We start from the raw sequence: 25,757 nt of genomic DNA on the forward strand, positions 1-25,757 counted from the left end.
GATGAGCACTGCCACCCGTTCGCTGCCCCGCGCCATCGGCGCCCATGCGGTCCTGTTGACCTACACGGCGATCGCGCTGTTCCCGGTGATCCTTGTCATCATGAATTCGTTCAAATCCCGCGCCGGCATTTTCGGCGCGCCTTTGACGCCGCCGACGCCAAAGACCTTCGACCTGATCGGCTACACCACGGTGATCGGCCAGGGCGACTTCATCCACTACTTCCAGAACAGCCTCGTCGTCACCGTCGCCTCGCTGTTCTTCGTGTTGCTGTTCGGCGCCATGGCTGCCTTTGCGCTGTCGGAATACCGCTTTCGCGGCAATACGCTGATGGGCCTCTATCTGGCGCTGGGCATCATGATCCCGATCCGGCTGGCCACCGTCGCCATCCTGCAATTGATGGTGGCGAGCGGGCTGGTCAACACGCTGACGGCGCTGATCCTGGTCTACACCGCGCAAGGCCTGCCGCTGGCCGTCTTCATCCTTTCGGAATTCATGAAACAGGTGTCCGACGACCTGAAGAACGCCGGCCGCATCGACGGCCTGTCGGAATACACCATCTTCTTCCGGCTGGTGCTGCCGCTGGTGCGGCCATCGATGGCGACGGTCGCCGTCTTCACCATGATCCCGATCTGGAACGATCTGTGGTTCCCGCTGATCCTGGCGCCGTCGGAAGAGACCAAGACGGTGACGCTCGGCGCGCAGCTCTTCCTTGGCCAGTTCGTCACCAACTGGAACGCCATCCTGGCCGCGCTCTCGCTGGCGATCATGCCGGTGCTGATCCTCTACGTCATCTTCTCGCGGCAGCTGATCCGAGGCATCACGTCAGGAGCCGTCAAGTGAGCGGAGACCGACAAATATCTGTCAGAGCCCTCACCCTCTCAAGAACAACTGCAATATCTGGAGCAACTCGGTGAACTCTGAATCGCCCCTTCGCGTCGTCGTCGCCGGCCTCGGCAATATGGGCCGCAGCCATGCGCTGGCCTATCACACCAATCCGGGTTTTCAGATCGCGGCGCTGATCAACCGTTCCGACGTGCCGCTGCCGGAACGATTGTCCGGCTATGGCATCAGGCGCTCCTTCGACGATGCGCTGCGCGACGAAAAGCCCGATGTCGCCTGCATCGCCACCTATTCCGACAGCCACGCCGACTATGCGGTGAGGGCGTTCGAGGCCGGCTGCCATGTCTTCGTCGAAAAGCCCCTGGCAACGACGGTCGCCGACGCCAGGCGCGTCGTCGCGGCCGCCAAGGCCAATGGCAGGAAACTGGTGATCGGCTATATACTGCGCCACCATCCGTCCTGGATCAGGCTGATCGCCGAGGCGCGCAAGCTCGGCGGCCCTTATGTCTTCCGCATGAACCTCAACCAGCAGTCCTCCGGCCATACCTGGGAGACGCACAAGCAATTGATGCGCACGACCTCGCCGATCGTCGACTGCGGCGTGCATTATCTCGACGTCATGCTGCAGATCACCGACGCCAGACCGGTCGAGGTGCGCGGCATGGGCGTGCGGCTGACCGACGAGGTCGCGCCCACGATGTACAATTACGGCCACCTCCAGGTGCTGTTTGATGACGGCTCGGTCGGCTGGTACGAGGCCGGCTGGGGTCCGATGATTTCGGAAACCGCTTTCTTCGTCAAAGATGTCATCTCGCCGAAGGGCTGCGTGTCGATCGTCATGAAGGAGGGCGTTAAGTCCGACGACATCGACACTCACACCAAGACGTCGACCATCCGCCTGCACAGTGCCGAGACCGGCGCGGATGGCAAGTTCGCCAAGCCGGACGAGATGCTGTCGATGGAAGGCGAACCCGGCCACCAGGATCTCTGCGATCTCGAACAAGCTTTTGTCCTCAAGGCGATCCGCGAGGATATCGATCTCACCCGCCATATGGAGGACGCAGTGAAATCGCTCGCCGTCTGCCTTGCCGCCGACGAGAGCGTGCGCAGCGGGAAGGCGGTGCGGCTTTGAAGGGTGATATCTCATCAGGGGCTGCGCGCTACGGCACTCCCCTCTGGCCTGCCGGACATCTCCCTCTCAAGGGGGGAGATCATCTGTCCCGTCCATCTTCGCCAATCACCGACATTGCAAGAAGAGTACCTTGGTTGAAGCTGCCAATCTCCCCCCTTGAGGGGGAGATGGCCGGCAGGCCAGAGGGGGGTGCCCTGGCGCCCACTCATCAATTTGGAGGACTGCCGTGGGCTCGCTGAAGATCGAGAATGTCAAAAAGGCCTTCGGCCCGGTCGAGGTGCTGAAGGGCATCGACCTCGAAGTGACGGATGGCGAATTCGTCGTCTTCGTCGGCCCGTCGGGCTGCGGCAAGTCGACTTTGCTGAGGGTGATCGCGGGGCTGGAGGATTCGACCTCGGGCCGGGTGGTCATCGATGGCGCGGATGTCTCGGCCACGCCGCCGGCCAAGCGCGGCATCGCCATGGTGTTCCAGACCTATGCGCTCTATCCGCACCTGACGGTCAAGAACAATATGGGCCTCGGCCTCAAGCAGGCCGGCACGCCGGCGGCCGAGATCGATCGGCGCATCGGCATCGCCTCGTCCATGCTGTCGCTTGAGCCCTATCTGGAAAGGCGTCCCGCCGAACTCTCCGGCGGCCAGCGCCAGCGCGTCGCCATCGGCCGCGCCGTGGTGCGCGAGCCAAAGCTTTTCCTGTTCGACGAGCCTTTGTCCAATCTCGACGCGGCACTGCGCGTCAACACGCGGCTGGAAATCGCGCAGCTGCATCGCCGCCTCAAGGCGACGATGATCTACGTCACCCACGACCAGGTCGAGGCGATGACGCTGGCGGACAAGATCGTGGTGCTGAATGCCGGAAAAATCGAGCAGATCGGCGGACCGATGGAGCTCTACAATGCGCCGGCAAACGAGTTCGTGGCCGGCTTCATCGGCTCGCCGAAGATGAACTTCATCGACGGCGCTCGCCTCGGCGAAACCGCCAAAACCATCGGCGTGCGGCCCGAGCATCTGACCGTTGACCCGAAATCCGGCGCCTGGAAAGGCACCGTCGTGCATGCCGAGCACCTCGGCGCCGACACCAATCTCTACCTCGACTGCGAAAAAGCCGGGCTGATCACCGTGCGCATTTTCGGTGTTTATGACGCCGAGCCCGGCGCGACGCTCTACGCGACGCCGGATCCGGCGAGGACCTACCGGTTTGGGGCGGACGGGAAGGTGCTGAAGTAAGCTGGCGACTGGTCTTCCTTCTCCCACAAGGGGAGAAGGAAGAAAGCCGGTACTACTCGTCCGCCTTGAACGTCTGCTTCTGCTGGCCGAGCCCTTCGATGCCCAGCTCCACCACGTCGCCAGCCTTCAGGAACACCGGCGGCTTCATGCCCAAGCCGACACCGGGCGGCGTGCCTGTCGAAATTATGTCACCCGGATGCAGCGACATGAACTGGCTGAGATAGGACACGAGATAGGCGACACCGTAGACCATGGTCTTGGTCGAGCCGTTCTGCATGGTCTTGCCGTTGACGGTCAGCCACATCTTCAGGTTCTGCGGGTCTGCTACTTCGTCCTTGGTCACCAGCCACGGGCCGGTCGGGCCGAACGTGTCGCAGCTCTTGCCCTTGGTCCACTGGCCCTGGCGCTCGGCCTGGAAGGCGCGCTCGGAGACATCGTGCGCGACGCAGTAGCCGGCGACATAATCGAGCGCATCGGCCTGGCTGACATATTTTGCCGTTTTGCCGATGACCACGCCGAGCTCGACCTCCCAGTCGGTCTTCTCCGAGCCGCGCGGGATCAGCACGTCATCGTCCGGTCCGACGATGGCCGAGCTGGCCTTCATGAAGATGATCGGCTCCGGCGGCACGGTGGCCCCGGTCTCGGCGGCGTGATCGGAATAGTTGAGGCCGATGCAGATGAACTTGCCGGTGCCGGCAACGCAGGCGCCGAGCCGTGGCTTGCCGGAAACCACCGGCAGCGACTTCGCGTCGAGCTTGGACAGCATCTCCAGCGAGGCCGGATGAAGCGTGGTGCCGGCAATGTCGGCGACATGGGCGGAGAGATCGCGGATCGTTCCATCCGCATCGAGCAGGCCGGGACGTTCGCTCCCCACCTCGCCATAGCGCAGCAGTTTCATTTAAACCCTTCTCCTGGTTGCGGCCTCGCGGCCTTTTGCAAACTCTTCACCGAAACGAATGGCTCTTTTGAGGAAGCCGGCGGACCGTACCATCGGCCTGATACAGGGCAAGCGCGGAGATCCTATCGTGATAGCCGGTGAGCGGGATTTTCAGACTCCTCGATCCGGTCAGATCGACCAGCCACCATCGATGTTGTAGGCCTGCCCGGATGTGTAGGTGGCGCCGGCCAGGTAGACGGCCAGATCGGCGATTTCCTCCGGCATGCCGAGCCGGCCCATCGGCTGGCGCGCGATGAAGGCGGCGCGAGCCGCTTCATAATCACCCTGCGCATGCATGCGATCCTGCAGCGACGGGCTTTCGACCGTACCGGGGCAGATGGCGTTGCAGCGTATGCCCTTGCCGACATAATCGGCTGCGATTGCCTTGGTCAGGCCGATCACCGCAGCCTTGGTGACGCCATAGGCGAAACGGTTCGGCACGCCCTTCTGCGAGCTCGCCAGCGAGGCCATATTGATGATCGACCCGTCGCCGCGCTCCAGCATGCCGGGCAGCACGGCGCGGATGGTGCGGATCATGGCTCGGACGTTGAGGTTGAGAGCGAAATCGAGATCGCTGTCCTTCATCTCCAGGATCGAGCCGGAGTGGACGAAACCGGCGCAGTTGAACAGCACGTCGACGCGGCCGATGCCGGCGAAGGCGGTGTTGACCGCCTCGTCATTGAGCACGTCGACCTTGCAGGTCTTGATTCCCGCCGTCTTGGCGAGTTCCGCCAGCAGCGTCTCGTTGATGTCGGTGGCGTGGACCACGGCACCTGCCTTGGCGAAGGCCAGCGCGCTTGCCTTGCCGATGCCTTGCCCCGCTGCCGTGATGACGACGACCTTGCCTGCCAGATCCGCCATGCTGTTCTCCTCCTGGGTTAACTGCCTTTATCGGCGGCCTGCGAAGGCGTCATGTGCCAGTCACAGGCCATGATGTGGCCTGCTCTGTCAGTTCACAGATAAAGATGTTTTTTCTCGTTAAAGAACATAAGTCCTAGCGTCAAGCCCGAACCGGATCTCCATTGTGACAGCAGGCCGGCAGCGCCGGAATCGGCCCAGGCGGGCCGGCCATCCTCGAGCTTGTTGCTGCCGTTGCCCGGTCCGTCTCAACGGCGGCTTAGTCGCCGTAGGGCACCCAGACATTCTTCACCTCGACGGCGCGGCGCAGCAAAGCATCGCCAGCGGCTTCTTCCGAGGCCCAGTCGAGGCTACGGCCATTGCCGCTCCATATACGTTTGAGGTTGCCGACGGACTCGGCCTCCGCCTTGGCGCATGTCTCGGCATCGGCGAACAGCCAGAGCCCGTCGACATCGTCATGCTTGGCCAGCACGCCGGCAAGCTCCGCAGTGCGGCCGGTGACGATGTTGATGGCGCCGGCCGGAACGTCGGAATATTCGAGGACCTGATAGAGATCGGTGGCGAGCAGCGGATGGCGCTCCGAAGGCACCGCGACCACCGTGTTGCCCATCGCCAGCGCCGGCGCGACCAGTGAGATGAACCCGAGCAGCGGCTGATTGTCGGGCGCGACGATGCCGACGACGCCAACCGGCTCATGCAATGCCAGCGTCACGGCCCGTGCCGGCGGCTGGTGCACGCGGCCCTCGAACTTGTCGGCTAGTCCGGCATAGAGGAACAAGCGCTGGATTGACTGGTCGACCTCCTCGCGTGCCGCCTTGGCGGTCGCGCCCGTGAGCTGGACGAGACGGGCGGCGAACTCCTCCGCCCGGCCGGAGAGGTTTTCCGCCAGATAGTAGAGCACCTGTGAGCGGTTGTAGGCGGTCGCTTCCGGCCAGCTCTTGCAGGCCCGCGCCGCGGAGACGGCATCGCGTATATCCTTGCGGTTGCCCAAGCCGACTTCGCCGGCAAGCTTGCCCTTGGCGGTGACAACCGCCAGCGAGTAGTTGCCGTCCGGCCGGACTTGCTTGCCGCGGATGAACAGTTTTGCCGTGCGGTCGATGGCCGTGCCGTCCGCCTGCTCGACCGGTTGTGTCGAGGCTGCCGCCGGCTTGATGACCGGGCCAAGCGGCAGCTTTGCCGTGAGATATTCGAACATGCCTTCGCGCCCGCCCTCGCGGCCGAAACCGCTCTCGCGGTAGCCGCCAAAGCCGCAGGCGGCGTCGAACATGTTGGTGCCGTTGACCCAGACGACACCCGCTTTCAATTGCGGCGCGACGTGCAAGGCAAGATTGACGTTTTCGCTCCACACCGAAGCGGCAAGGCCATAGCGGGTGTTGTTGGCGAGCTCGATCGCTTCCTCGGTGTTGCGGAACGTCATGGTCGCCAGAACGGGGCCGAACACTTCTTCCTGAGTGAGAATATTGGCCGGCGAAACGCCGGTAGCGAGGGTCGGCAGATGGTAATAGCCGGATGAAGGCAGCGCCGCATCCGGCTGCCAGCAGACCGCCCCCTGTTTTGCGCCCTCGGCGAGCAGGCGCTTGACGCGATCGAGCTGCGTCAGATCGACCAGCGGGCCGATATCGGTGTTCTTGTCCAGTGGGCTGCCGACGCGCAGCCGGCTCATCCTGACCTTGACCTTGGCGATGAAGGCCTCGGCGATGCCTTCCTGCACCAGCAGCCGCGAACCGGCGCAGCAGACCTGTCCCTGGTTGAACCAGATGCCGTCGACCAGACCTTCGACGGCGCTGTCGAGATCGGCATCCTCGAACACGATGAAGGCCGACTTGCCGCCAAGCTCCAGCGACAGCTTCTTGCCCGAGCCGGCGGTAGCCTTGCGGATGATCTTGCCGACTTCGGAAGAACCGGTGAAGGCGATCTTCTGGATACCGGGATGGTTGACGATGGCCGCGCCCGCTTCCGGGCCGCCCTGCACGATGTTGACGACGCCTTTCGGCACGCCGGCGCGTTCGCAGATTTCGGCGAACAGGATTGCTGTCAGCGGCGTGAACTCGGCTGGCTTCAGCACCACCGTGCAGCCTGCGGCAAGCGCGGGCGCGATCTTCCAGGCCAGCATCAGCAGCGGAAAGTTCCAAGGGATGATCTGGCCGACGACGCCGACGCCCTTGTAGCCGGGGAAATCCTTGTCCAGCGCCTGCGCCCAGCCGGCGTGATGGATGAAGTGGCGGATCGCCAATGGCACATCGATGTCGCGGCTTTCGCGGATCGGCTTGCCATTGTCGATTGTCTCAAGCACCGCGAACAGGCGCTGGTGGCGCTGCATGGCGCGGCCGATGGCGTAGAGCACTTTGGCCCTGGTATAGCCCGAGGATGCCGACCATTTCGGCAGCGCTTTGGTGGCCGCCGCGACCGCCGCGTCGATGTCGGCGGCGCCGGCATCCGAGACCTTGGCCAGCAACTTGCCGGATGAAGGCTCGCTGGTCTCGAAGGTCTTGCCGCCGCCAGCCGCCTTCCAGGTGCCGTCGAAGAACAATGCCTTGGAAAAATCGCGCGCGGCAAGCCAGGCGTCGGCCTCGTTGCGGGCTTCCGGCGCCGGGCCGTAATCCATGGCGTGATAGCGTTCGAGGATATTCATGGGGCCCTCCAGATAATTGCCTCGGCAGGCGCTCTGTCGCGCCCCCCTCTGTCCTGCCGGACATCTCCCCCACAAGGGGGAGATTGGCTCAAGCCATCGCGTGGCGATGATTGGCCGAATAGTGCCCGGTCAGGTGATGCTCGAGCTGCCGCTCGATGTCTGTCAGCAGGCTCGAGGCGCCGAAGCGGAACAGCTCCGGTTCCAGCCATGGCCGGCCGAGTTCTTCCTTCATCAGCACCAGCCAGTCGAGCGACACCTTGGCGGTGGAAATGCCGCCGGCCGGCTTGAAGCCGATGAGATAGCCGGTCTCCTCGAAATAGGCCCTGATGGCGCGCACCATGGCAAGGCCGACGGGTAACGTGGCGTTGACGCTTTCCTTGCCGGTCGAGGTCTTGACGAAATCGGCGCCCGCCATCATCGCCACCATAGAGGCCAGCATCACGTTGCGCAGCGTGGCGAGGTCGCCGGTGCCGAGAATGACCTTCAGATGCGCATCGCCGCAGGCGGCGCGCATCGAGACGATCTCGTTGTAGAGCTCCCGCCATTTGGCCCCGAACACCAGGCCGCGCGGGATGACGACGTCGATCTCGTCGGCGCCGTCGCGCACCGAGGCCTCGATCTCCTGGAGGCGGGTCGACAGCGGCGCAAGACCATGCGGGAAGGCGGTGGAGACGGCGGCGACATGGATGCCGGTGCCGCGCACGGCGTCGACCGCGGTGGCGACGAAGGGATGGTAGACGCAGACGGCGGCCGGGCGGATGGTTTCATCAGCAATGCCCAGGCCCTCGGCGATGTCGCGGCGCAGCGGGTTGATCGCCTTGGCGCAAAGCCGGCGCACGCGCTCTTCCGTGTCGTTGGAGTTCAGCGTCGTCAGGTCCATGCAGGCTATCGCCCGCAGCAGCCAGGCCGCCTGGTTGTCGGCCTTGATCGAGCGCCGCTTGGTCAGGCTGGCGACGCGCCGTTCCAGCGCCGAGCGATTGACGCTGCGCACCGATTCCAGGAAGCCGAGGTCGAGCTTCATGCCCGGGTTGCGCGCGATGCGGTGGTCCAGCGGCACGGGCGTGTTGGCGGCGGCGCGCGCCGGCAGCGGCATCACCTTGGCCTCGGCCTCGCGGATTGTGCTGCTCATCTCCTGCCCTTTCACTCAGCGACTGCGCTTATGTCTTGGTGCATGTCGTCTTCCCAAAACCGTTGGGCACTTTGGGGCGACACGCACGAAGATAGCTCGCGAAGCCGCGCTTCACGAGTCCTCAAGCGAGGGATAGCGGAAAAAGGCCGCGAAAGCAGCTAATTTTTGACCAGAAGGTCAAAAGCTCGATCGTTGGGGAGAGCAGGCCTCAGCCGACGAAGGCGCGCTCGACGACAAAAGTCGAGGGATGGCTGAGCGAGCCTTCCTGGAAACCGAGGCTCTCGGCCATTTCCTTGACATCCTTGAGCATATGCATCGAGCCGCAGATCATGATGCGGTCGGTCTCGGGATTGAGCTTCTCTATGCCGAGGTCGGCGTAGAATTTGCCGGAGCCGATGAGCGCGGTGATGCGACCCATGCGCGCCGACTCCTCGCGGGTGGTGGAGTTGTAAAGCGTAACACGGCCGCCGGTCAGTTCGCCGATCAGCGGGTCGCTTTCGAGCGCCGCCACCAGTTCCTGGCCATAGGTCAGCTCGGCATTGTCGCGGCAGGTGTGGGTCAGGATCAGCTGTTCGAATTTTTCATAAGTGTCAGGGTCGCGCAGCAGGCTGGCGAAGGGCGCGATGCCGGTGCCGGTGGAGATCATGAACAGTCGCTTCGCCGGCGTCAGCGCGTCGACCACCAGCGTGCCGGTCGACTTCTGGCGCATGATGACGGTGTCGCCGACCTGGATCTTCTGCAGCTCCGAGGTCAGCGGGCCGTCCGGCACCTTGATGGAAAAGAATTCCAGCTCTTCGTCCCAGGCCGGGCTTGCCACGGAATAGGCGCGGAACACCGGCTTCTCGGCATTGGGCAGGCCGATCATGACGAATTCGCCGGAACGGAAGCGCAGCGACTGCGGACGGGTGATGCGGAACGAGAACAACCGGTCGGTGTAGTGCTTCACCGAGACCACGGTTTCGGCATAGACATTGGCCGGAATCGGAAATTGCAGCGGGCGGGCGCCGGCGGTGTTGAACGCGGATGTGGTGTTCATCAAATCCAACCTTCTGGCCCAACTCACGGACGCGGGCGCCAAACTTTATTCCTGCGCGCCCGAACCGTTCAGGTCCCGGCATGCTGCTCGCACACTCCAAAGCGGTAAGCTCTTGTGTCCGGAATTTATTAGTATACAAACGATATTTGCGTCAAGATGCCGCCGTAAAACACCTTTCCAAACTGTGACATATCCGTAGTCTCAGCATTTCGGGTTTCGACAATGAAAGAGAATTTTTCGGTGCAGCAGCCGGATTCCCTGGGCAGTGTCGTCGCCGGCATCGATGTCGGCGGAACCTTCACCGACCTGCTTCTGATCGACGGCAGGCACAGTGGCAAGGTGCATATCGCAAAGACGCCGACCACGGTCGACAACCAGGCTTTCGGCGTCGTGTCGGCGCTTGGCGGCACGGGTTTTCCCATCGACGGCATCGATCTCATCGTGCACGGCACGACCACCACGACCAACGCGGTGCTGGAGCGCCGGCTGGCGAGGACCGGCATGATCACCACGCGCGGCTTCCGCGATGTGATCGAGCTCGGCCGGCGCACGCGGCCGCAGGCCTACGGCATGACCGGCACCTTCGTGCCGATCATCCCGCGCAATCTCAGGCTCGAAGTGTCGGAGCGCGTCGAAGCGACGGGCGCCATCCGCACGCCGCTCGACGAGGCCGAAATGCGCGAGGCGGTGAAAACTCTGATCGATGCCGGCTGCGAATCCCTCGTCATCCATTTCCTGCATTCCTACGCCAACCCTTCGCACGAGCGGCGCGCCGCCGAGATCGCCGCCGAACTCTGGCCGAACGGCTACATCACCACGGGTCATGCGCTGCTGTCGGAAGCGCGCGAGTTCGAGCGCGGCGTCACCGCCTCGGTCAACGCTTCGGTGCAGCCGATCCTTGAGCGTTATATCGAGCGGCTGCGCAAGGAACTTGCCGGCAAAGGCTATGCCCGCGATTTCCTGATCATGAACGGCAATGGCGGCATGATATCGGCCCGCTTCGTCACACGTGAATCGGCCAAGACCGTGATGTCCGGCCCGGCCTCGGGCGTCATCGCCGCCGCCTATACGGGCAAGCGCGCCGGCTTCGAAAACCTCGTCACCTACGACATGGGTGGCACCTCGACCGACGTGGCGCTGATCCGCAACGCCGAACCGGCGGTTTCGAACGAGATCGAGATCGAATACGCCATGCCCATCCATGTGCCGATGGTGGCGGTGCACACGGTCGGGGCCGGCGGCGGCTCGATCGCGCGCGTCGACGCGGCCGGCCTGATCCAGATCGGCCCGGAAAGTGCCGGCGCCAACCCCGGCCCGATCTGCTACGGCCGCGGCGGCCTGGAGCCGACCATCACCGACGCCAATCTGGTGCTCGGCCGGCTGGCGCCGAAGAAGCTGCTTGCCGTCGACAATCCGGTCACATCAGAGCGCGTCACCGGCATTTTTGCCGACAGGATCGGCAAGGCGACCGGCCTGTCCGGCGTCGAAGCAGCCGGCGCGGTGCTCAGGCTCGGCAACATGAAGATGGCCGGCGCCATCCGCATGGTGTCGGTGTCGCGCGGCCATGATCCGCGCGATTTCGCGCTGTTCGCCTTCGGCGGCGCCGGCCCGCTGCACGCCACCGCTTTGGCACGCGAACTCGGACTGCCCCGGGTGCTGGTGCCGGCCCGGCCGGGCATCACCAACGCGCTCGGCTGCGTTGTCGCGGACCTGCGCCACGATTTCGTCAACACCATCAACCAGCCGGTAGGCGTTTTTGATGAAAGCCGCCTCCATCAGGTATTGGAACGGCATCGAAACGAAGGCGAGGAGCTGATCGCCAAGGAGGCCGTGAAACCGGAGGTCATCCGCGTCACCCATTCCGCCGACATGCAGTTCGTCGGCCAGACCCACATCATCAACGTGCCGCTGCCGTCCTCGTCGGTGACCCGGCAGCAGCTGCAGGCGCTGTTCGAAAAGGCCTATTTCGCGCGCTTCAAGGTCGAGCTGCCGGAAATCCGCGCCAATCTGGTCAACTTGAACACCTCGGTGACGGGTGTCAGGCCGGCGATCGATCTGTCGCGGCTGATCGACCCCGCCGGGCGGGCAAAGACGCTCGACGAGGCCCGGCGCGAGATCCGGCCGGTCTGGTACAGCGGGCGCTGGCATGACACGCCCGTATACGCACGCGAAGAACTGCCGCTCGATGTGATCATCGAAGGGCCCGCGATCCTCGAACAGATGGACGCTACCACGGTGCTCGAACCCGGCGACCGCGCCCGCTCGGACGCCGACGGCAACATCATCATCGACATCGGCGAGGCCTGAGATGCAAAAGCTCGACGCCATCACGCTCTCGGTCCTCCAGGCAGCCCTGCAGCAGGTCTGCGATGAGATGGACCTGACCTTTTCCCGCGCCGCCTTCTCACCTGTCATCGCCGAGGCCAACGACCGCTCCGACGGCATCTATTCGGCCGTCGACGGCTCGCTGATCGCGCAAGGCAGCCAGGGCCTGCCGGTATTCGTCGGCGTCATGCAATATTCGACCAGGACGGTGATCGAGATGATCGCCGACGGCCGCTGCCTGGCCCCGGAGCCGGGCGATATCTACATCGTCAACGACCCGTATCTCGGCGGCACGCATCTGATGGACGTGCGCTTCGTCATGCCAGCCTACCGGGACGGGAAGATTTTCTGCTGGCTGTCGAACACCGGCCATTGGCCCGACATTGGCGGCTCGGTGCCCGGCGGCTTCTCGGCTTCGGCGACGGCGGTCGAGCAGGAAGGCTTGCGGCTGCCGCCGGTCAAACTGTTCAAGAAAGGCGTACTTGACCCGGAGATCTACGCCATCATCTGTTCGAACATCCGCGTCGCCGACCAGCGCATCGGCGACATCAGGGCGCAGGCTGCCGCACTGCTGATCGGCCAGGATCGGCTCAATGGAATTCTGGATCGTTACGGAGACGAACCTGTTGTCGAGGCGATCGCAGAACTGCGCCGCCGCGCCGCCGAGCAGATGCGGGCCAACATAGCGGCCATTCCCGACGGGAGCTACCGCTCAAAGGCCTTCGTCGATTCCGACGGCGTGGTCAACGAGCCGCTGACCATCGCGCTCGCCGTCGAGAAGAAGGGCGACACCCTGACTTTCGATTTCGCCGGCTCGTCAAAACCCTGCGCGGGGCCGATGAACAGCGTGCTGGCGACCACCTTGTCCTCGGTTTATCTCGCCATGCGCCATATCTTCCCCGATGTGCCGATCAGCGCCGGCGCCTTCGAGCCGCTCGAGGTCAAGCGACCGGAGGGCACTTTCCTCGACGCCAGGTATCCGAGGCCGGTCTCGGGCTGCGCCGCGGAAGTGTCGCAGCGCATCGCCGAGGCGGTGTTCGCGGCCATGGTGCAGGCGCTGCCGGACAAGGTGACGGCGGCGCCCGCCGGCTCCAGCGGCAATTTTGCGCTCGGCGGCAACGATCCGGCGCGCGGCCGCGACTATGTCATGTACCAGATCTCCGGCGGCGGCTATGGCGGCAATGCCGGCCATGACGGGCTGAGCAATGGCTGCTCGACCATCGGCATTTCCAAGTCGCCGCCGGTCGAGATCATGGAGCAGGCCTTTCCGGTGCTTTACCGTCACTATGCGTTGCGCGAGGGCTCGGGCGGCGCCGGCAAACACCGCGGCGGCTTTGGCCTTGCCTACGAGGTCGAGATCCTGCGCGGAGAAGCCCGCGCCTCCTTTGTCATGGACCATGGCCGCTTCGGCCCGCAGGGCGCGCTCGGCGGCAAGGACGGCGCGGTCAACACCGTCACGGTCTTCCGCAATGGCGAAGAGCATGTGCCGCCGCACCTCTCCAAGGAGCAGGACATCCCGCTCATGGCCGGTGACCGCGTGCGCGTCGGCACGCCGGGCGGTGGCGGCTATGGCGATCCGCTGGAGCGCGATCCGGAACTGGTCGCGCGTGACGTCAGGCTTGGCTATTATACGGCCGAACAGGCCAGGGATTTGTTCGGCGCGGCATGAACTCGCCGGCCTCAGCCGATTCGAATGTTCAACCGGCAGACCATCATCTTCGATCCAGCCGCGCCACCAGCCGGTCGCCGGCCCACTGGATGCCGCAGACCAGGATGATCAGCACAATCACCACCGCGATCATCACTGACGTCTCGAACCGCTGGTAGCCGTAGCGGATGGCGAGGTCTCCGAGGCCGCCGGCGCCGATCGCGCCGGCCATGGCGGAGGCGCCGACCAGCGTCACCAGCGTCACGGTGAAGCCCGCGACGATACCTGGCAGCGCTTCCGGCACCAGCACCTCGCGGATGATCGTCCAGCGGTTGCCGCCCATGGCGCGCGCCGCCTCGATCAGGCCATGGTCGACCTCGCGCAGCGACACTTCCGCGATCCGGGCATAATAGGGCGTGGCGGCGATCGACAGCGGCACGATCGCCGCCCAGGTGCCGATCGAGGTCCCGACGATCACCCGCGTCACCGGGATCAGAGCTACCAAAAGGATGATGAACGGCACCGACCGGAAGCCGTTGATGACGGCGCCGAGCACGCGGTTGACCCACAGGCTTTCGGCGATGCCGCCGCGTTCGGTGGCGATCAAGGCGAGACCAAGCGGCAGACCGAAAACCAGCGAGATGAGGCCGGAAGCGGCCGTCATCAGCACCGTCTCCCAGATCGACCGCAGCAGAAGCTCAAACAGGATCGGCGACATGGCCAAGCACCTCCACCCGCGCCTGGCGCGATTTCAGGAATGCGATCACTCGCGCGAGATGGCTTGCATCGCTGCCGGGGACAGACAGGAACAGTGTGCCCACCGGCTGCTGCTGGACATGGTCGATGCCGCCATGGACGAGGCGGAACGTGCCAGGCACGAGCGTCGCGAGATCGGACAAGAGCGGGCTTTGCGCGGCCTCCCCGGCCACATCCACGCGCAGCATCGTCTCCGCGCCGGTCGCGGGTAGCAGCCGGGCCAAGAGCTCGGCCGGCAGTTGCGGCCGGATGGCACCAAGGAGACTTTTCGTGATCTGCGACCGCGGCTCGGCAAACACCGACCAGACCGGGCCTTGCTCGACGAAGCGCCCGGCGTCGATCACCGCCACGCGGTCGGCGACCGAGCGGATCACCTCCATCTCATGGGTGATCAAAAGGATGGTCAGGCCAAGCTGCCGGTTGATGTCCCTCAGTAAGGCGAGGATGGACCGCGTCGTCTCCGGGTCAAGCGCGGAGGTGGCTTCATCCGACAACAGCAGCGCCGGCCGCGCGGCCAGCGCCCTGGCGATGCCGACGCGCTGCTTCTGCCCGCCCGACAGCGACGCCGGATAGGCCTTCGCTTTCTCCGACAGGCCGACGAGGTCGAGCAGTTCGGCGGCGCGCCGCAGCCGCTCCGCTTTCGGGCGGCCTTCGATCTTGAGCGGCAGCGCTACATTGTCCTCGACCGTCTTGGCCGACAGCAGGTTGAAATGCTGGAAGATCATGCCGATGCGCCGCCGCAGCGGCTGCAGCTCGCGCTCGCCGAGCTGGCTGATCTCGCGACCTCGATGAAGACTTCACCGGAATCCGGCCGCTCCAGCCCGTTCAGGCAGCGGATCAGCGTCGATTTGCCGGCGCCGCTGCGGCCAATAATGCCGAGGATCTCGCCCCTGCGCACCGTCAGCGACACGCCGTCGAGTGCCGCGGTCGTGCCGAAGCGGCGCTTAAGGTCGACAAGACGCACCACGTCCTGCGGGGATGTAGCGGCCTGATCCCTGGCCTCGGTAGTTGCGGTGAAATGCTGGTTCATACGCGGATCCCGAAATGCGATTGCGGCCCGCGCATTGCGCGGACCGCCTCTCCCTGTCAGAGCAGGCACACCAGTGCCTGGATAGTCTCAATAGGCGCTGAGGCCGGTGCCCTTGTAGACTTTGTCGAACTCGGCCTTGACCGCGTCGTTCTGGTAGGAGGCGACCAGCGTCTTCACCCAGGGCTCGTTCTCATTGCCGACCTTGACCGCGATGAAGTTGCGATAGGGATTGTCGGCGATGGGTTCCTGCGCGATGCGGTTGTCCGGCGTCAAGCCGCTCTTCAGCGCCCAGTCGGTGTTGACCACGGCCGCGTCGAGGTCCACGACCGAGCGCCCGACAATGCCGGCGTCGAGCTCCTTGATCTCGACCTTCCTGGCGTTTTCTGCAATGTCGGCTGTGGTGGCGAGAATGCCGGTGCCGTCCCTGAGCTTGATCACGCCTTCGTTCTGCAGCACGCGCAGCGCCCGCCCTTCGTTCGAAGGGTCGTTCGGCACGCCGATCACCGCCCCTTCCGGCAGGTCGGCGACCTTGCTGTACTTCTTGGAGTAGAGGCCGATCGGCCAGACGCCGGTATAGCCGACGCGCACGATGTGATAGCCTTGAGTCTTGATCTGGTTGTCGAGATAGGGCTGGTGCTGGAAGGCGTTGGCGTCGATCTCGCCGCGCTCCAGTGCCTCGTTGGGCTGGGTGTAATCGTTGAACACAACGGTCTCAATGCTGAGGCCCTTTTGCGCCGCCTGGGCAACGACGACGCGCCATACATCCTCGTCCTCGCCGCTGATGATGCCGACCTTGATCGCCTTCTTGTCCTCGGCGAATGAGGCGCTGGATCCCATCAGCCCGGTGATCGCGACCGCCGAGGCGAAAAGCAAAGCAAGACCAGTGCGCCGGTTGAAATGTGACGAAAGGGAAGATGACAAAGTGTTCCTGAAATCGGACATGATGGATCTCTGCGGTTGCGAAGTTACAAAAGCCGGGCGGGATGCCGAGCCTTGCCCTGATCATCAGAAACTCTACGGATATTATCAAAGAACCGCGTTCCCCGGTTCGCCCGGAAGTCCGGAATATTCTCTCAAAATTTGCTGGACGGCGAGCACGCCGGCCCAGCCGCACCGAGCGGGCCGCAGCGCCGCCGTTGAGCTGATGAACACACCTTTCCGTAGTGTTTCGGTTTGAGATCTGGCCGGTCTGCTGGCGCATCCCGCTCTGAATCCCTATATGCCTAGAGGAAAGCATAGGAGATTTCATGATAGCCAAATGCACAACCGCTGAAGAAATGGCTCAAACCGTAGGCGTTGAGCCGACAGCATTCCGTGAAGCGCTACGCAGTGCTAAGTTTCCCCGAAAACGCGGTACTGACTGGGAAGTGACAATCGGCGGCCCGGCATACTCAGGAATGCGTACCGTCCTGGCATCTCTCATACGGCGCAAGGCGGCCTGATTCCGACCGGTCCAAAAGGTCACATGTTTCCAATCGCGCCGCTTTCGAACGGTGACCATATCGAGACACCTGCGGAGCTAGAGAAACTTATCTCTTAGCGGACCAATGTTTCTCAGCCGCCTTCGGACTATCCCGGCGCGCCGCTCTGGTGTCAGGCCTCGGCGCTTCTTTCCGCCCCTCGCCCCAGCGCTTCGCGGCGGGTCCTTGCCGTCGTCAATCACGTCGTCGGCTTCCTTCGCCTGTGAGAGGTTCTCCTGGTCGAAGGGGTTCATAAATCTTCCCATCGCTGGGTAGAAGGTTCCTGCCCAATCGCCTTGCGGCCCAAGCCTTAATTTCAAACTTGGACAGATCGCACTTTCCCGCTTGACTGCGCGGTCGCACGGAATAGTTTAGGCTGAAAATACCGGCCCCGATCGCCGGGCGGCAAGAATGCCTCGTATGCCTCGCCCTCCGGTGGTGGCTGCGGGGCATTGTTATTTCTGGGGATCTGTTTGAAACGGCGTATCGAGATCGGCATCCTCTATTCCCGCTCGGGAAGCTACCAGCTCGTCTCCGATGCGTGCCGGATGGGCGCCATGCGCGCCATCGCCGACATCAATGCCGACCGCGGCTCGGGTATCGAACTGGTGCCGGTCGAGCGCGACCCGCAAAGCAATGCCGATCGCTATGCGACGCTCTGCGAGGACATCTTCAAGACCAGCAGCGCCCGCCATGTTGTCGGCTGCGTAACCTCCTGGAGCCGCAAGGAGACCATTCCGGTGCTGGAGAAAGCCGGCGGCATGCTCTGGTACGCCTGCCCCTATGAAGGCTTCGAGGCCAACGAGCACGTCGTCTACATGCACGCTTGCCCAAACCAGCATCTGGTGCCGCTGATGGCCCATGTCGTGCCCCGCTTCGGCGCCAACGGCTTCCTGCTCGGCTCGAACTACATCTGGGGCTGGGAGATGAACCGCGTCGCGCGCGACCTGATCGCGGACGCCGGCGGCAAGGTTCTGGGCGAGCGCTATCTGCGTATCGGCGAGACCGACGTGTCGCGGCTGATCGCCGAGATCCGGGCGACGCGGCCGAACTTCGTCCTCAACAATCTCATCGGTACCTCCTCCTACGCATTCCTGGCGGCCTACCGCGACTTGGGCATTGAGGACCCGGCCTTCAGCCCCGAGGTGTGCCCGGTCATCTCCTGCAACCTCACCGAGGGTGAACTGCCGGCGATCGGCGAAACCGGCAAGGGGCATTTGTCGGTCGGGCCGTATTTCGCGCCTCGCCCCGCGGCCTTCGCCTCGTCTTTCGAGGCTTCCGCCTATGCCTCCGTGCAAGTGATGGCCGACGTGCTCTCGCGTGATCCCGACGCCGGTCCGGCGGAATTTTCCAAGGCCTTCGCCGAACGGCGCTTCTCCACCCGGCTCGGCCCGATCGCCATCGACGCCCATTCCCAGCACGCAACGCTGCCGGTGATCATCGGCCGGATCGCCGACGGCTTCTTCGAGGTCGTCAGCCGGCATCACGAGGTCGCGCCCGATCCTTATTTGTCACGCTACGACCCAGCCACGACATTCGGCCGGCCGCGCCTGAGGGTGGTGTCGTGACCAGGCCATCGCGCATCCCTAATCTCGGCGGCGCCAGGGCATTCATCCTGCATCGCCCGCACCCGACGGTGCAGGCCATCACCAGGCAATTGTCGGCAATCGGCCTGGTCACGGTGGATTGCTGGCCCGAACTGCCGCCTGAAGCGCTGGCCGCCGATTTCGTGTTCTTCGACGCCGATCTCGGCTTCGACGAGCAATTCCCGTGGAAGGCCGGCGAGGCGCCGATGCCGCTGGTGGCGCTGATCGGCTCGGAGGCGCCCGGCCGCATCGAATGGGCGCTGTCGCACAAGGCCGATGCGCAGCTCCTGAAGCCGGTCGGCACCGCCGGCGTCTACAGCGCGCTGCTGATCGCAAGGCAGAGTTTCGAGGCGCGAAAACATTTGGCCGGCGAGATCGCCTCGCTGCGCCAGCGCGTCGCCGAGCGCCAGACCATCGTGCGCGCGGTCGCGGCACTCTCGAAAGGCACCGATGACGATCGCGCCTATGCGCAGCTGCGCTCGCTCGCGATGAGCTGGCAGATCAGCGTCGAGGATGCGGCGCGCCGCATCGTGGCGATGACGACTGACGAAATAACGGGTGAGGAAGGCGGCGATGACCAGTCCCATCGCGCCTGATCTTCCGGCGGCCGCACGCATGCCGGCCAAGCCGCGCGCCGGCGTCTGGCGCCGGCTGGTCAAACGCCGCCTGGCGCTGCTCGGTCTGTTCATCGTCTCCATCGTCCTTGCCGGCGCGATCCTTGCGCCATGGCTGACCGGCTATGACCCGAATGAGCAGATGTTCGACGGGCTGACGCTGGAAGGCTCGCCCTTGCCGCCCGACGCAAAATTCTGGCTGGGCACCGATCTGCTCGGCCGCGACCTGTTGACCCGCATTCTCTACGGCGCCCGCACCTCGCTGATCATCGGCATCGCCGCCAACGGCGTGGCGCTGTTGATCGGCACGCTGGTCGGCGTCACGGCGGGTTATTTCCGCGGCTGGATCGGCAGCGCTCTCATGCGCTTCACCGATCTGATGATGGCGTTTCCGGCGCTGCTGCTCGCCATTTGTCTCGCGGCGGTGTTCGAGCCAAGTCTCTGGATCGTCGCTCTGGTCATCGCGCTGGTCAACTGGGTGCAGACCGCGCGCGTCATCTACACCGAAACCTCTTCGCTCGCCGAACGCGAGTTCATCGATGCCGAACGCACCATCGGCGCGAGCGCGCCGCGCATCCTGTTTCGCCATATCCTGCCGCATCTTCTGCCCACCATCATCGTCTGGGGCACGCTCGGCATCTCGACCACGGTGCTGCTGGAAGCAACGCTCTCCTTCCTCGGCATCGGCGTGCAGCCGCCGACGGCCTCCTGGGGCAACATCATCTTCGAGAACCAGACCTACTTCCAGGCGGCGCCCTGGCTGGTGTTCTTCCCGGGTGCGGCGATCCTGGCGCTGGCGCTGGCCTTTAACCTGATCGGCGACGCGCTGCGCGACATCCTCGATCCGACTCAAAGGGGCCGGGCATGATCGCCTATCTCGGCCGCCGCCTGATCCAGTCGCTGCTTATCCTGCTCGGCGTTTCGCTGATCACCTTCGCGCTGCTTTATCTGCTGCCTGCCGACCCGGTGCGCCAGATCGCCGGCCGCAGCGCCACGCCGCAGACGGTCGAGAACATCCGCCAGCAGCTCGGCCTGGACCAGCCCTTCGTCGTCCAGTACTGGCACTATCTCACGAAGCTCGCCAGCGGCGATCTCGGCCGCTCCTACATCCAGCGCTCCGAGGTCACCGAACTCATCGTCTCGCGGCTGCCGGCGAGCCTGCTCCTGATGGTCGGAGCCATCCTGTGCGAATTGCTGATCGGGCTCAGCATGGGACTGATCGCCGCCGTCAAGCGCGGCACCGCCACCGACCAGACGCTGATGGTCGCCTCCTTCGTCGGCGTCTCGGCGCCGCAGTTCGTGGTCGGCCTGCTTTTGCTCTACGTGTTCGCCGTCAGGCTCGGCTGGTTCCCGATCGGCGGCTACGGCACCTGGCGCCATCTGGTGCTGCCCTCGCTAACCATGGGCATTCTCGGCGCCGGCTGGTACGCGCGCATGATGCGCTCCTCGATGATCGACGTGCTGCGCCAGGATTATGTGCGCACCGCGCGCGCCAAGGGCCTGGCGCGCCACGCCATCCTGTTCCGCCATGCGCTCCCCAACGCCATCCTGCCGGTCATCGCCATGATCGGCATCGATATCGGCATCTTCATGGGCGGCATCGTAGTGGTCGAAAGCGTGTTCGGCTGGCCAGGCATCGGCCAGCTCGCCTGGCAGGCGATCCAGCGCGTCGACATTCCGATCATCATGGGCGTCACCCTGGTGTCGGCCTTCGCCATCGTCCTCGGCAATCTCTTGGCCGACATCATCGCCCCGTTCATCGATCCCCGCATCAAGCTCAGATGAAACCAGAAAACCAACAGAGAAAGGGAACATAACAATGAAAAAGCTTCTCGCATCCACCGTGGCCGCATCGGCGCTGGCGCTGATGCTCGGCATGACGAGCGTCCGCGCCGAGGACGCCGTCGATCCCAACGCCAAGCAGGGCGGCGCCATCACCATCACCTACAAGGACGATGTCGCGACCCTCGACCCGGCGATCGGCTATGACTGGCAGAACTGGTCGATGATCAAGAGCCTGTTCGACGGGCTGATGGACTATGAGCCCGGCACCACCAACCTCAAGCCCGATCTCGCCGAAAGCTACGAGATCTCGCCCGACGGCAAGACCTTCACCTTCAAGCTGCGCCATGGCGTGAAATTCCACAATGGCCGCGAAATGACCGCCGACGACGTGAAATACTCGCTCGACCGCGTCACCAATCCGAAGACGCAGAGCCCAGGCGCCGGCTTCTTCGGCTCGATCAAGGGCTATGACGATGTCGCCGCCGGCAAGGCGGAGACACTATCGGGTGTCACCGTGGTCGACCCCTATACCGTCAAGTTCGAGCTGACCCGGCCCGATGCCACCTTCCTGCATGTCATGGCCATCAACTTCTCGCATGTCGTGCCGAAGGAAGAGGTCGAGAAATATGGCGCCGATTTCGGTAAGCATCCGGTCGGCACCGGCGCCTTCAAGCTCGCTGAGTGGACGCTCGGCCAGCGCATCGTCTTCGAGCGCAACGCGGACTACTGGCACAAGGGACTGCCGCATCTGGACAAGATCACCTTCGAGATCGGCCAGGAGCCGATCGTGGCGCTGCTGCGCCTTCAGAAGGGCGAGATCGACGTGCCCGGCGACGGTATTCCGCCGGCCAAGTTCCAGGAGGTGATGGCCGATCCCGAGCAGAAGGCGCGCGTCGTCGAGGGCGGGCAACTGCACACCGGCTACGTCACCATGAACACCACCATGGCGCCGTTCGACAATGTGAAGGTGCGCCAAGCGGTCAACATGGCGATCAACAAGGCGCGTGTCGTGCAGATCATCAACAACCGTGCCGTGCCGGCCAACCAGCCGCTGCCGCCCTCGATGCCGGGCTACGATAAGGCGTACAAAGGCTATCCCTATGACGTAGCCAAGGCCAAGGCCCTGCTGGCCGAAGCCGGCCATCCCGACGGCTTCGAGACGCAGCTTTTCGCCATGAACACCGATCCCAACCCGCGCATCGCGCAGGCGATCCAGCAGGATTTGGCGGCCATCGGCATCAAGGCCAGCATCCAGTCGTTGGCCCAGGCCAACGTCATCGCGGCCGGCGGCGACAAGGCCGGCGCGCCGATGATCTGGTCGGGCGGCATGGCCTGGATCGCCGACTTCCCCGATCCGTCCAACTTCTACGGTCCGATCCTCGGCTGCGCAGGCGCCGTGCCGGGCGGCTGGAACTGGTCGTGGTATTGCAACAAGGACCTCGACGCCAAGGCGGCCGAGGCCGACTCGGTGGTCGACCCAGCCAAGGCCGCCGAGCGCGACAAGATGTGGAGCGCCATCTACGACAAGGTGATGGAGGACGCGCCCTGGGCGCCGGTCTTCAACGAGCAGCGCTTCACCATGAAGTCCGCGCGCATGGGCGGTGCCGACAACCTCTATGTCGACCCAGTCCATATCCCGATCAACTACGACAATGTGTATGTAAAAGATGTGCAATAACTGCGATTACACGATCCACGGACGCCACCACCATTTCGGCTGGGACAATTCCTTTGCCCCGGCCGAGCGGGTGGCGCCCGGCTCGACCATCGAGTTCCAGTGCCTGGATTCCTCGGGGGGCCAGTTGAAAGCCGACAGCACCGTCGCCGACATCGCCAAGCTCGACTTCGCCGGGATCAACCCTGTCACCGGGCCGATCTTCGTCGAGGGCGCCGAGCCGGGCGACGCGCTGAAGGTGACCATCGAGATGTTCAAACCGTCCGGCTTCGGCTGGACGGCGAACATTCCAGGCTTCGGCCTGCTCGCCGACGACTTCAGGCAGCCGGCGCTGAACATCTGGAAATACGATGCCGCCTCGCTGGAGCCGGCCTTGTTCGGCAAGAACGGCCGCGTGCCGCTGAAACCCTTCGCCGGCACCATCGGCAACGCGCCGGGCCAAATGGGCCATCACTCGGTGGTGCCGCCCCGCCGCGTCGGCGGCAATCTGGACATTCGCGACCTCGCCGCCGGCACCACGCTCTATTTGCCGGTGGAAGTGGCCGGGGCGCTGTTTTCGGTCGGCGACACGCATGCCGCGCAAGGCGACGGCGAGGTCTGCGGCACGGCGATCGAAAGCCCGATGGACGTCGTGCTGAAGCTCGACCTGGTCAAGGACGCCAGGCTGAAGACACCGCGCTTCACCACGCCGGGCCCGGTGACGCGCCACCTCGACGCTAAGGGCTACGAGGTGACCACTGGCATCGGCCCCGACCTGATGACCGGCGCGAAAGAGGCCGTCGCCCAGATGATCGACCTGCTCGCCGGCCGTTACCAGATCGATCCGGTCGAGGCTTATATGCTGGCCTCGGTCTGCGGCGATCTCAGGATCAGCGAGATCGTCGACATGCCGAACTGGGTGGTGTCGTTCTACTTCCCGCGCTGCGTGTTCGAATGATCTTGCGTTTGCGCCAAGGCACCCCCCTCTGCCTTGCCGGGCATCTCCCCCTCAAGGGGGGAGATCGGCTGTCACTTCGGCCTTCGCCAACTATCAGCGTCTCCGAGAAGGCGAGGCGGCGAAACTGCCAATCTCCCCCCTTGTGGGGGAGATGTCCGCCAGGACAGAGGGGGGCGTGCCGCACCAAACCTCTCGCAACTCTGCTCCGGCAATGACCTCACCCCCCGAAACAATCCTCGACATCGCCAACCTCTCCGTCTCCGTGCGCGGCGAGGACGGCGAGCGCGACGTCGTCTCCAACCTCTCTCTGACGCTTTCACGCGGCGAGACGCTCTGCATCGCCGGCGAATCCGGTTCCGGCAAATCGATGACCGCGCTGGCGATCATGCAGCTCCTGCCGCAGCCCGCCGCGCGCATCTCAGCTGGCAAAATCCGGTTGGGCGGCACTGACCTGACGGCGCTCGACGAGCGCCGGATGCGGCGCATCCGCGGCGACCGCATCGCCATGATCTTCCAGGAGCCGATGACCTCGCTGAATCCGGTCCTGTCGATCGGCCGCCAGCTCACCGAATCCATCGAGGCGCATACCAGCCTCTCGCCCGCCGAAGCCCGAAGCCGCGCCATCGAGGCGTTGAAGGCAGTGCGCATTTCGGAAGCCGAAAGCCGGCTGAAACAGTTTCCGCATGAGCTGTCCGGCGGCATGCGCCAGCGGGTGATGATCGCCATGGCGCTGGCGCTGGAACCCGACGTGCTGATCGCCGACGAGCCGACGACGGCGCTCGACGTCACCGTGCAGGGCGAGGTGCTGGAACTGCTGCGCGACTTGCAGCGCGAGCACGGCACCAGCGTCATCCTCATCACCCATGACATGGGCGTGGTCGCCGAAATGGCCGACCGCGTCATCATCATGCGGCATGGCCGCATGGTCGAGGAAGGCAAGACATCGGACATTTTCGCCAGGCCGCGAGCCGACTATACGCGCGAACTGCTCGCCGCCGTGCCGCGCATCGGCACTGGCGCCGGCCGCCAGAAATCGAAAGAGATTGCCGAGCCGGCTGCGCCGGCAAACGTCGCCGAGGTCACCGATCTGCATGTCCGATTCGACCTGCGTGGCGGCTTCTTCGGCCGGGTCAACCGGCGCGTCCATGCCGTCGAAGGCGTCAGCTTTTCGATCGCGCCCAACGAGACGCTTGCGCTGGTCGGCGAGTCCGGATGCGGCAAGTCGACCACCGCCAAGGCGCTAGCCGGACTGGTGCCTTATACCGGCGACATCGTCATCGGCGGACGCAACCTGTCGGCCCTCGGCCGCGACGAGCGCAAGGCGGTGCGCCGCGACGTGCAGATGATTTTTCAGGACCCCTACGCTTCGCTCGACCCGCGCATGCGCGTCGGCGATCTCGTTGCCGAGCCGCTGGTCATCCATGGCGTCGCCTCGAAGGAGGAGCGCAGGGACCGGGTGGCGGCTTTGTTCGAGCGGGTCGGTCTGTCGGCCGGCCAGATGGAGCTCTATCCCCACGAATTCTCCGGCGGTCAGCGCCAGCGCGTCTGCATCGCCCGTGCCCTGGCGCTAAGGCCGAAGCTGATCATCGCCGACGAAAGCGTTTCGGCCCTCGACGTTTCCGTGCAGGCGCGCGTGCTCGACCTGCTGAAGGAATTGCAGCGCGAATTCGGCGTCGCCTACCTCTTCATCTCGCATGACATGGCCGTGGTCGAAAACATCTCCGACCGCGTCGCCGTCATGTATCTCGGCCAGATCGTCGAGATGGGAACGAGAGACCAGGTTTTCTCCAACCCGCGCCACCCTTACACCAGGCGGCTGATCGAAGCCGTGCCGGTGCCCGATCCGGCGAAGCGCAGGAGCCGGTTCGCAAGGCTGGACCAGGAGATTCCGAGCGCGACGCGGAGGCTGGGCGAGAGCCCGCAGAGGCTGGTGCTGAGCGATGTCGGAGGCGGTCACCTGGTGGCGGGGTGAGAGATATGCTGCTCATGCAAAGCTCGGAAACCATCGCAGCATTCTGCCGCGATGCGTGACTGGTCCCCGGCGCAAATCCAGGAAAAGCGCAGACGCGTCAGGCGATGCCCCGCCTTAATGCAGGCATGAATCAGCAGCCCCTATCCCACATCACGGCGCAAAACGCCGCCGGCGGGATC

General features: G+C 64.4%; 19 protein-coding genes and 1 pseudogene. 12 read left to right on the top strand and 8 right to left on the bottom strand.

What is annotated here, in order from left to right:
* The first annotated feature begins 1 nt into the window (after position 1).
* The 3 genes from LB533_RS03725 to LB533_RS03735 all read left to right on the top strand — a co-directional run bounded on the left by LB533_RS03725 (position 2) and on the right by LB533_RS03735 (position 3,198).
* The gene (locus tag LB533_RS03725; protein WP_140639364.1) at positions 2 to 841 is read left to right on the top strand and encodes a carbohydrate ABC transporter permease; all 840 of its coding nucleotides are present in this window, start codon (positions 2 to 4) and stop codon (positions 839 to 841) included.
* Positions 842 to 911: 70 nt separating this feature from the next.
* A complete protein-coding gene (locus LB533_RS03730) occupies positions 912 to 1,973 on the top strand; it encodes a Gfo/Idh/MocA family protein (RefSeq protein WP_140639363.1) in 1,062 nt (353 codons plus the stop codon).
* A gap of 226 nt (positions 1,974 to 2,199) precedes the next feature.
* Complete coding sequence (locus LB533_RS03735) at positions 2,200 to 3,198, top strand: ABC transporter ATP-binding protein (RefSeq protein WP_140639362.1); 999 nt, start codon at positions 2,200 to 2,202, stop codon at positions 3,196 to 3,198.
* A 52-nt stretch (positions 3,199 to 3,250) separates the two neighbouring features.
* On the opposite strand, the gene LB533_RS03740 is transcribed toward LB533_RS03735, so the two are convergent.
* From LB533_RS03740 to LB533_RS03760, 5 genes are all read right to left on the bottom strand, one after another.
* Entirely contained in the window at positions 3,251 to 4,096 is an 846-nt protein-coding gene (locus LB533_RS03740; RefSeq protein ID WP_140639361.1) for a fumarylacetoacetate hydrolase family protein, read from the bottom strand.
* Between the two features lie 168 nt (positions 4,097 to 4,264).
* Complete coding sequence (locus LB533_RS03745) at positions 4,265 to 4,996, bottom strand: SDR family oxidoreductase (protein WP_224676693.1); 732 nt, start codon at positions 4,994 to 4,996, stop codon at positions 4,265 to 4,267.
* Between the two features lie 256 nt (positions 4,997 to 5,252).
* Positions 5,253 to 7,625 (bottom strand): aldehyde dehydrogenase family protein, encoded by a 2,373-nt coding sequence (locus LB533_RS03750; protein WP_224676694.1) that lies wholly within the window; start codon positions 7,623 to 7,625, stop codon positions 5,253 to 5,255.
* Between the two features lie 88 nt (positions 7,626 to 7,713).
* Positions 7,714 to 8,754, bottom strand: a complete 1,041-nt coding sequence (deoC, locus tag LB533_RS03755; RefSeq protein WP_224676695.1) for a deoxyribose-phosphate aldolase — start codon at positions 8,752 to 8,754, stop codon at positions 7,714 to 7,716.
* Positions 8,755 to 8,962: 208 nt separating this feature from the next.
* Positions 8,963 to 9,790: a ferredoxin--NADP reductase gene (locus LB533_RS03760; protein ID WP_140514230.1), complete on the bottom strand. Its 828-nt coding sequence runs from the start codon at positions 9,788 to 9,790 to the stop codon at positions 8,963 to 8,965.
* A gap of 222 nt (positions 9,791 to 10,012) precedes the next feature.
* Here LB533_RS03760 and LB533_RS03765 point away from each other — a divergent pair, with 222 nt between their 5' ends.
* Complete coding sequence (locus tag LB533_RS03765) at positions 10,013 to 12,097, top strand: hydantoinase/oxoprolinase family protein (RefSeq protein ID WP_224676696.1); 2,085 nt, start codon at positions 10,013 to 10,015, stop codon at positions 12,095 to 12,097.
* 1 nt (position 12,098) lies between these two features.
* The gene (locus tag LB533_RS03770; protein ID WP_224676697.1) at positions 12,099 to 13,784 is read left to right on the top strand and encodes a hydantoinase B/oxoprolinase family protein; all 1,686 of its coding nucleotides are present in this window, start codon (positions 12,099 to 12,101) and stop codon (positions 13,782 to 13,784) included.
* A 43-nt stretch (positions 13,785 to 13,827) separates the two neighbouring features.
* Here LB533_RS03770 and LB533_RS03775 read toward each other — a convergent pair whose 3' ends face one another.
* The 3 genes and pseudogenes from LB533_RS03775 to LB533_RS03785 form a co-directional block, all read right to left on the bottom strand.
* A complete protein-coding gene (locus tag LB533_RS03775; RefSeq protein WP_224676698.1) occupies positions 13,828 to 14,481 on the bottom strand; it encodes a methionine ABC transporter permease in 654 nt (217 codons plus the stop codon).
* Positions 14,462 to 15,549, bottom strand: a pseudogene (locus LB533_RS03780) (methionine ABC transporter ATP-binding protein). The gene LB533_RS03775 and the pseudogene LB533_RS03780 overlap by 20 nt, the downstream one beginning before the upstream one ends.
* A gap of 87 nt (positions 15,550 to 15,636) precedes the next feature.
* A complete protein-coding gene (locus tag LB533_RS03785) occupies positions 15,637 to 16,491 on the bottom strand; it encodes a MetQ/NlpA family lipoprotein (RefSeq protein WP_224676699.1) in 855 nt (284 codons plus the stop codon).
* 991 nt (positions 16,492 to 17,482) lie between these two features.
* On the opposite strand from LB533_RS03785, the gene LB533_RS03790 reads away from it, so the two are divergent.
* The 7 genes from LB533_RS03790 (at position 17,483) to LB533_RS03820 (ending at position 25,578) form a co-directional block, all read left to right on the top strand.
* Positions 17,483 to 18,577 carry a transporter substrate-binding protein gene (locus tag LB533_RS03790; RefSeq protein WP_224676700.1) on the top strand — a complete coding sequence of 365 codons (1,095 nt, stop codon included), beginning with the start codon at positions 17,483 to 17,485 and terminating at the stop codon, positions 18,575 to 18,577.
* Complete coding sequence (locus LB533_RS03795) at positions 18,574 to 19,191, top strand: ANTAR domain-containing response regulator (protein ID WP_224676701.1); 618 nt, start codon at positions 18,574 to 18,576, stop codon at positions 19,189 to 19,191. The genes LB533_RS03790 and LB533_RS03795 overlap by 4 nt, the downstream gene beginning before the upstream one ends.
* Positions 19,169 to 20,077: an ABC transporter permease gene (locus tag LB533_RS03800; RefSeq protein WP_411970873.1), complete on the top strand. Its 909-nt coding sequence runs from the start codon at positions 19,169 to 19,171 to the stop codon at positions 20,075 to 20,077. Before LB533_RS03795 ends, LB533_RS03800 begins: the two co-directional genes overlap by 23 nt.
* Entirely contained in the window at positions 20,074 to 20,994 is a 921-nt protein-coding gene (locus LB533_RS03805) for an ABC transporter permease (RefSeq protein ID WP_140639348.1), read from the top strand. The genes LB533_RS03800 and LB533_RS03805 overlap by 4 nt, the downstream gene beginning before the upstream one ends.
* Positions 20,995 to 21,028: 34 nt before the next feature.
* Positions 21,029 to 22,672 (top strand): ABC transporter substrate-binding protein, encoded by a 1,644-nt coding sequence (locus LB533_RS03810; RefSeq protein WP_224676702.1) that lies wholly within the window; start codon positions 21,029 to 21,031, stop codon positions 22,670 to 22,672.
* Positions 22,662 to 23,606 (top strand): acetamidase/formamidase family protein, encoded by a 945-nt coding sequence (locus LB533_RS03815; RefSeq protein ID WP_224676703.1) that lies wholly within the window; start codon positions 22,662 to 22,664, stop codon positions 23,604 to 23,606. The genes LB533_RS03810 and LB533_RS03815 overlap by 11 nt, the downstream gene beginning before the upstream one ends.
* Before the next feature lie 211 nt (positions 23,607 to 23,817).
* Positions 23,818 to 25,578, top strand: a complete 1,761-nt coding sequence (locus LB533_RS03820; RefSeq protein WP_224676704.1) for an ABC transporter ATP-binding protein — start codon at positions 23,818 to 23,820, stop codon at positions 25,576 to 25,578.
* Positions 25,579 to 25,757 lie beyond the last annotated feature (179 nt).

Origin of the sequence: Mesorhizobium sp. BR1-1-13 (assembly GCF_020165515.1) — a bacterium.
Lineage (GTDB): Bacteria > Pseudomonadota > Alphaproteobacteria > Rhizobiales > Rhizobiaceae > Mesorhizobium.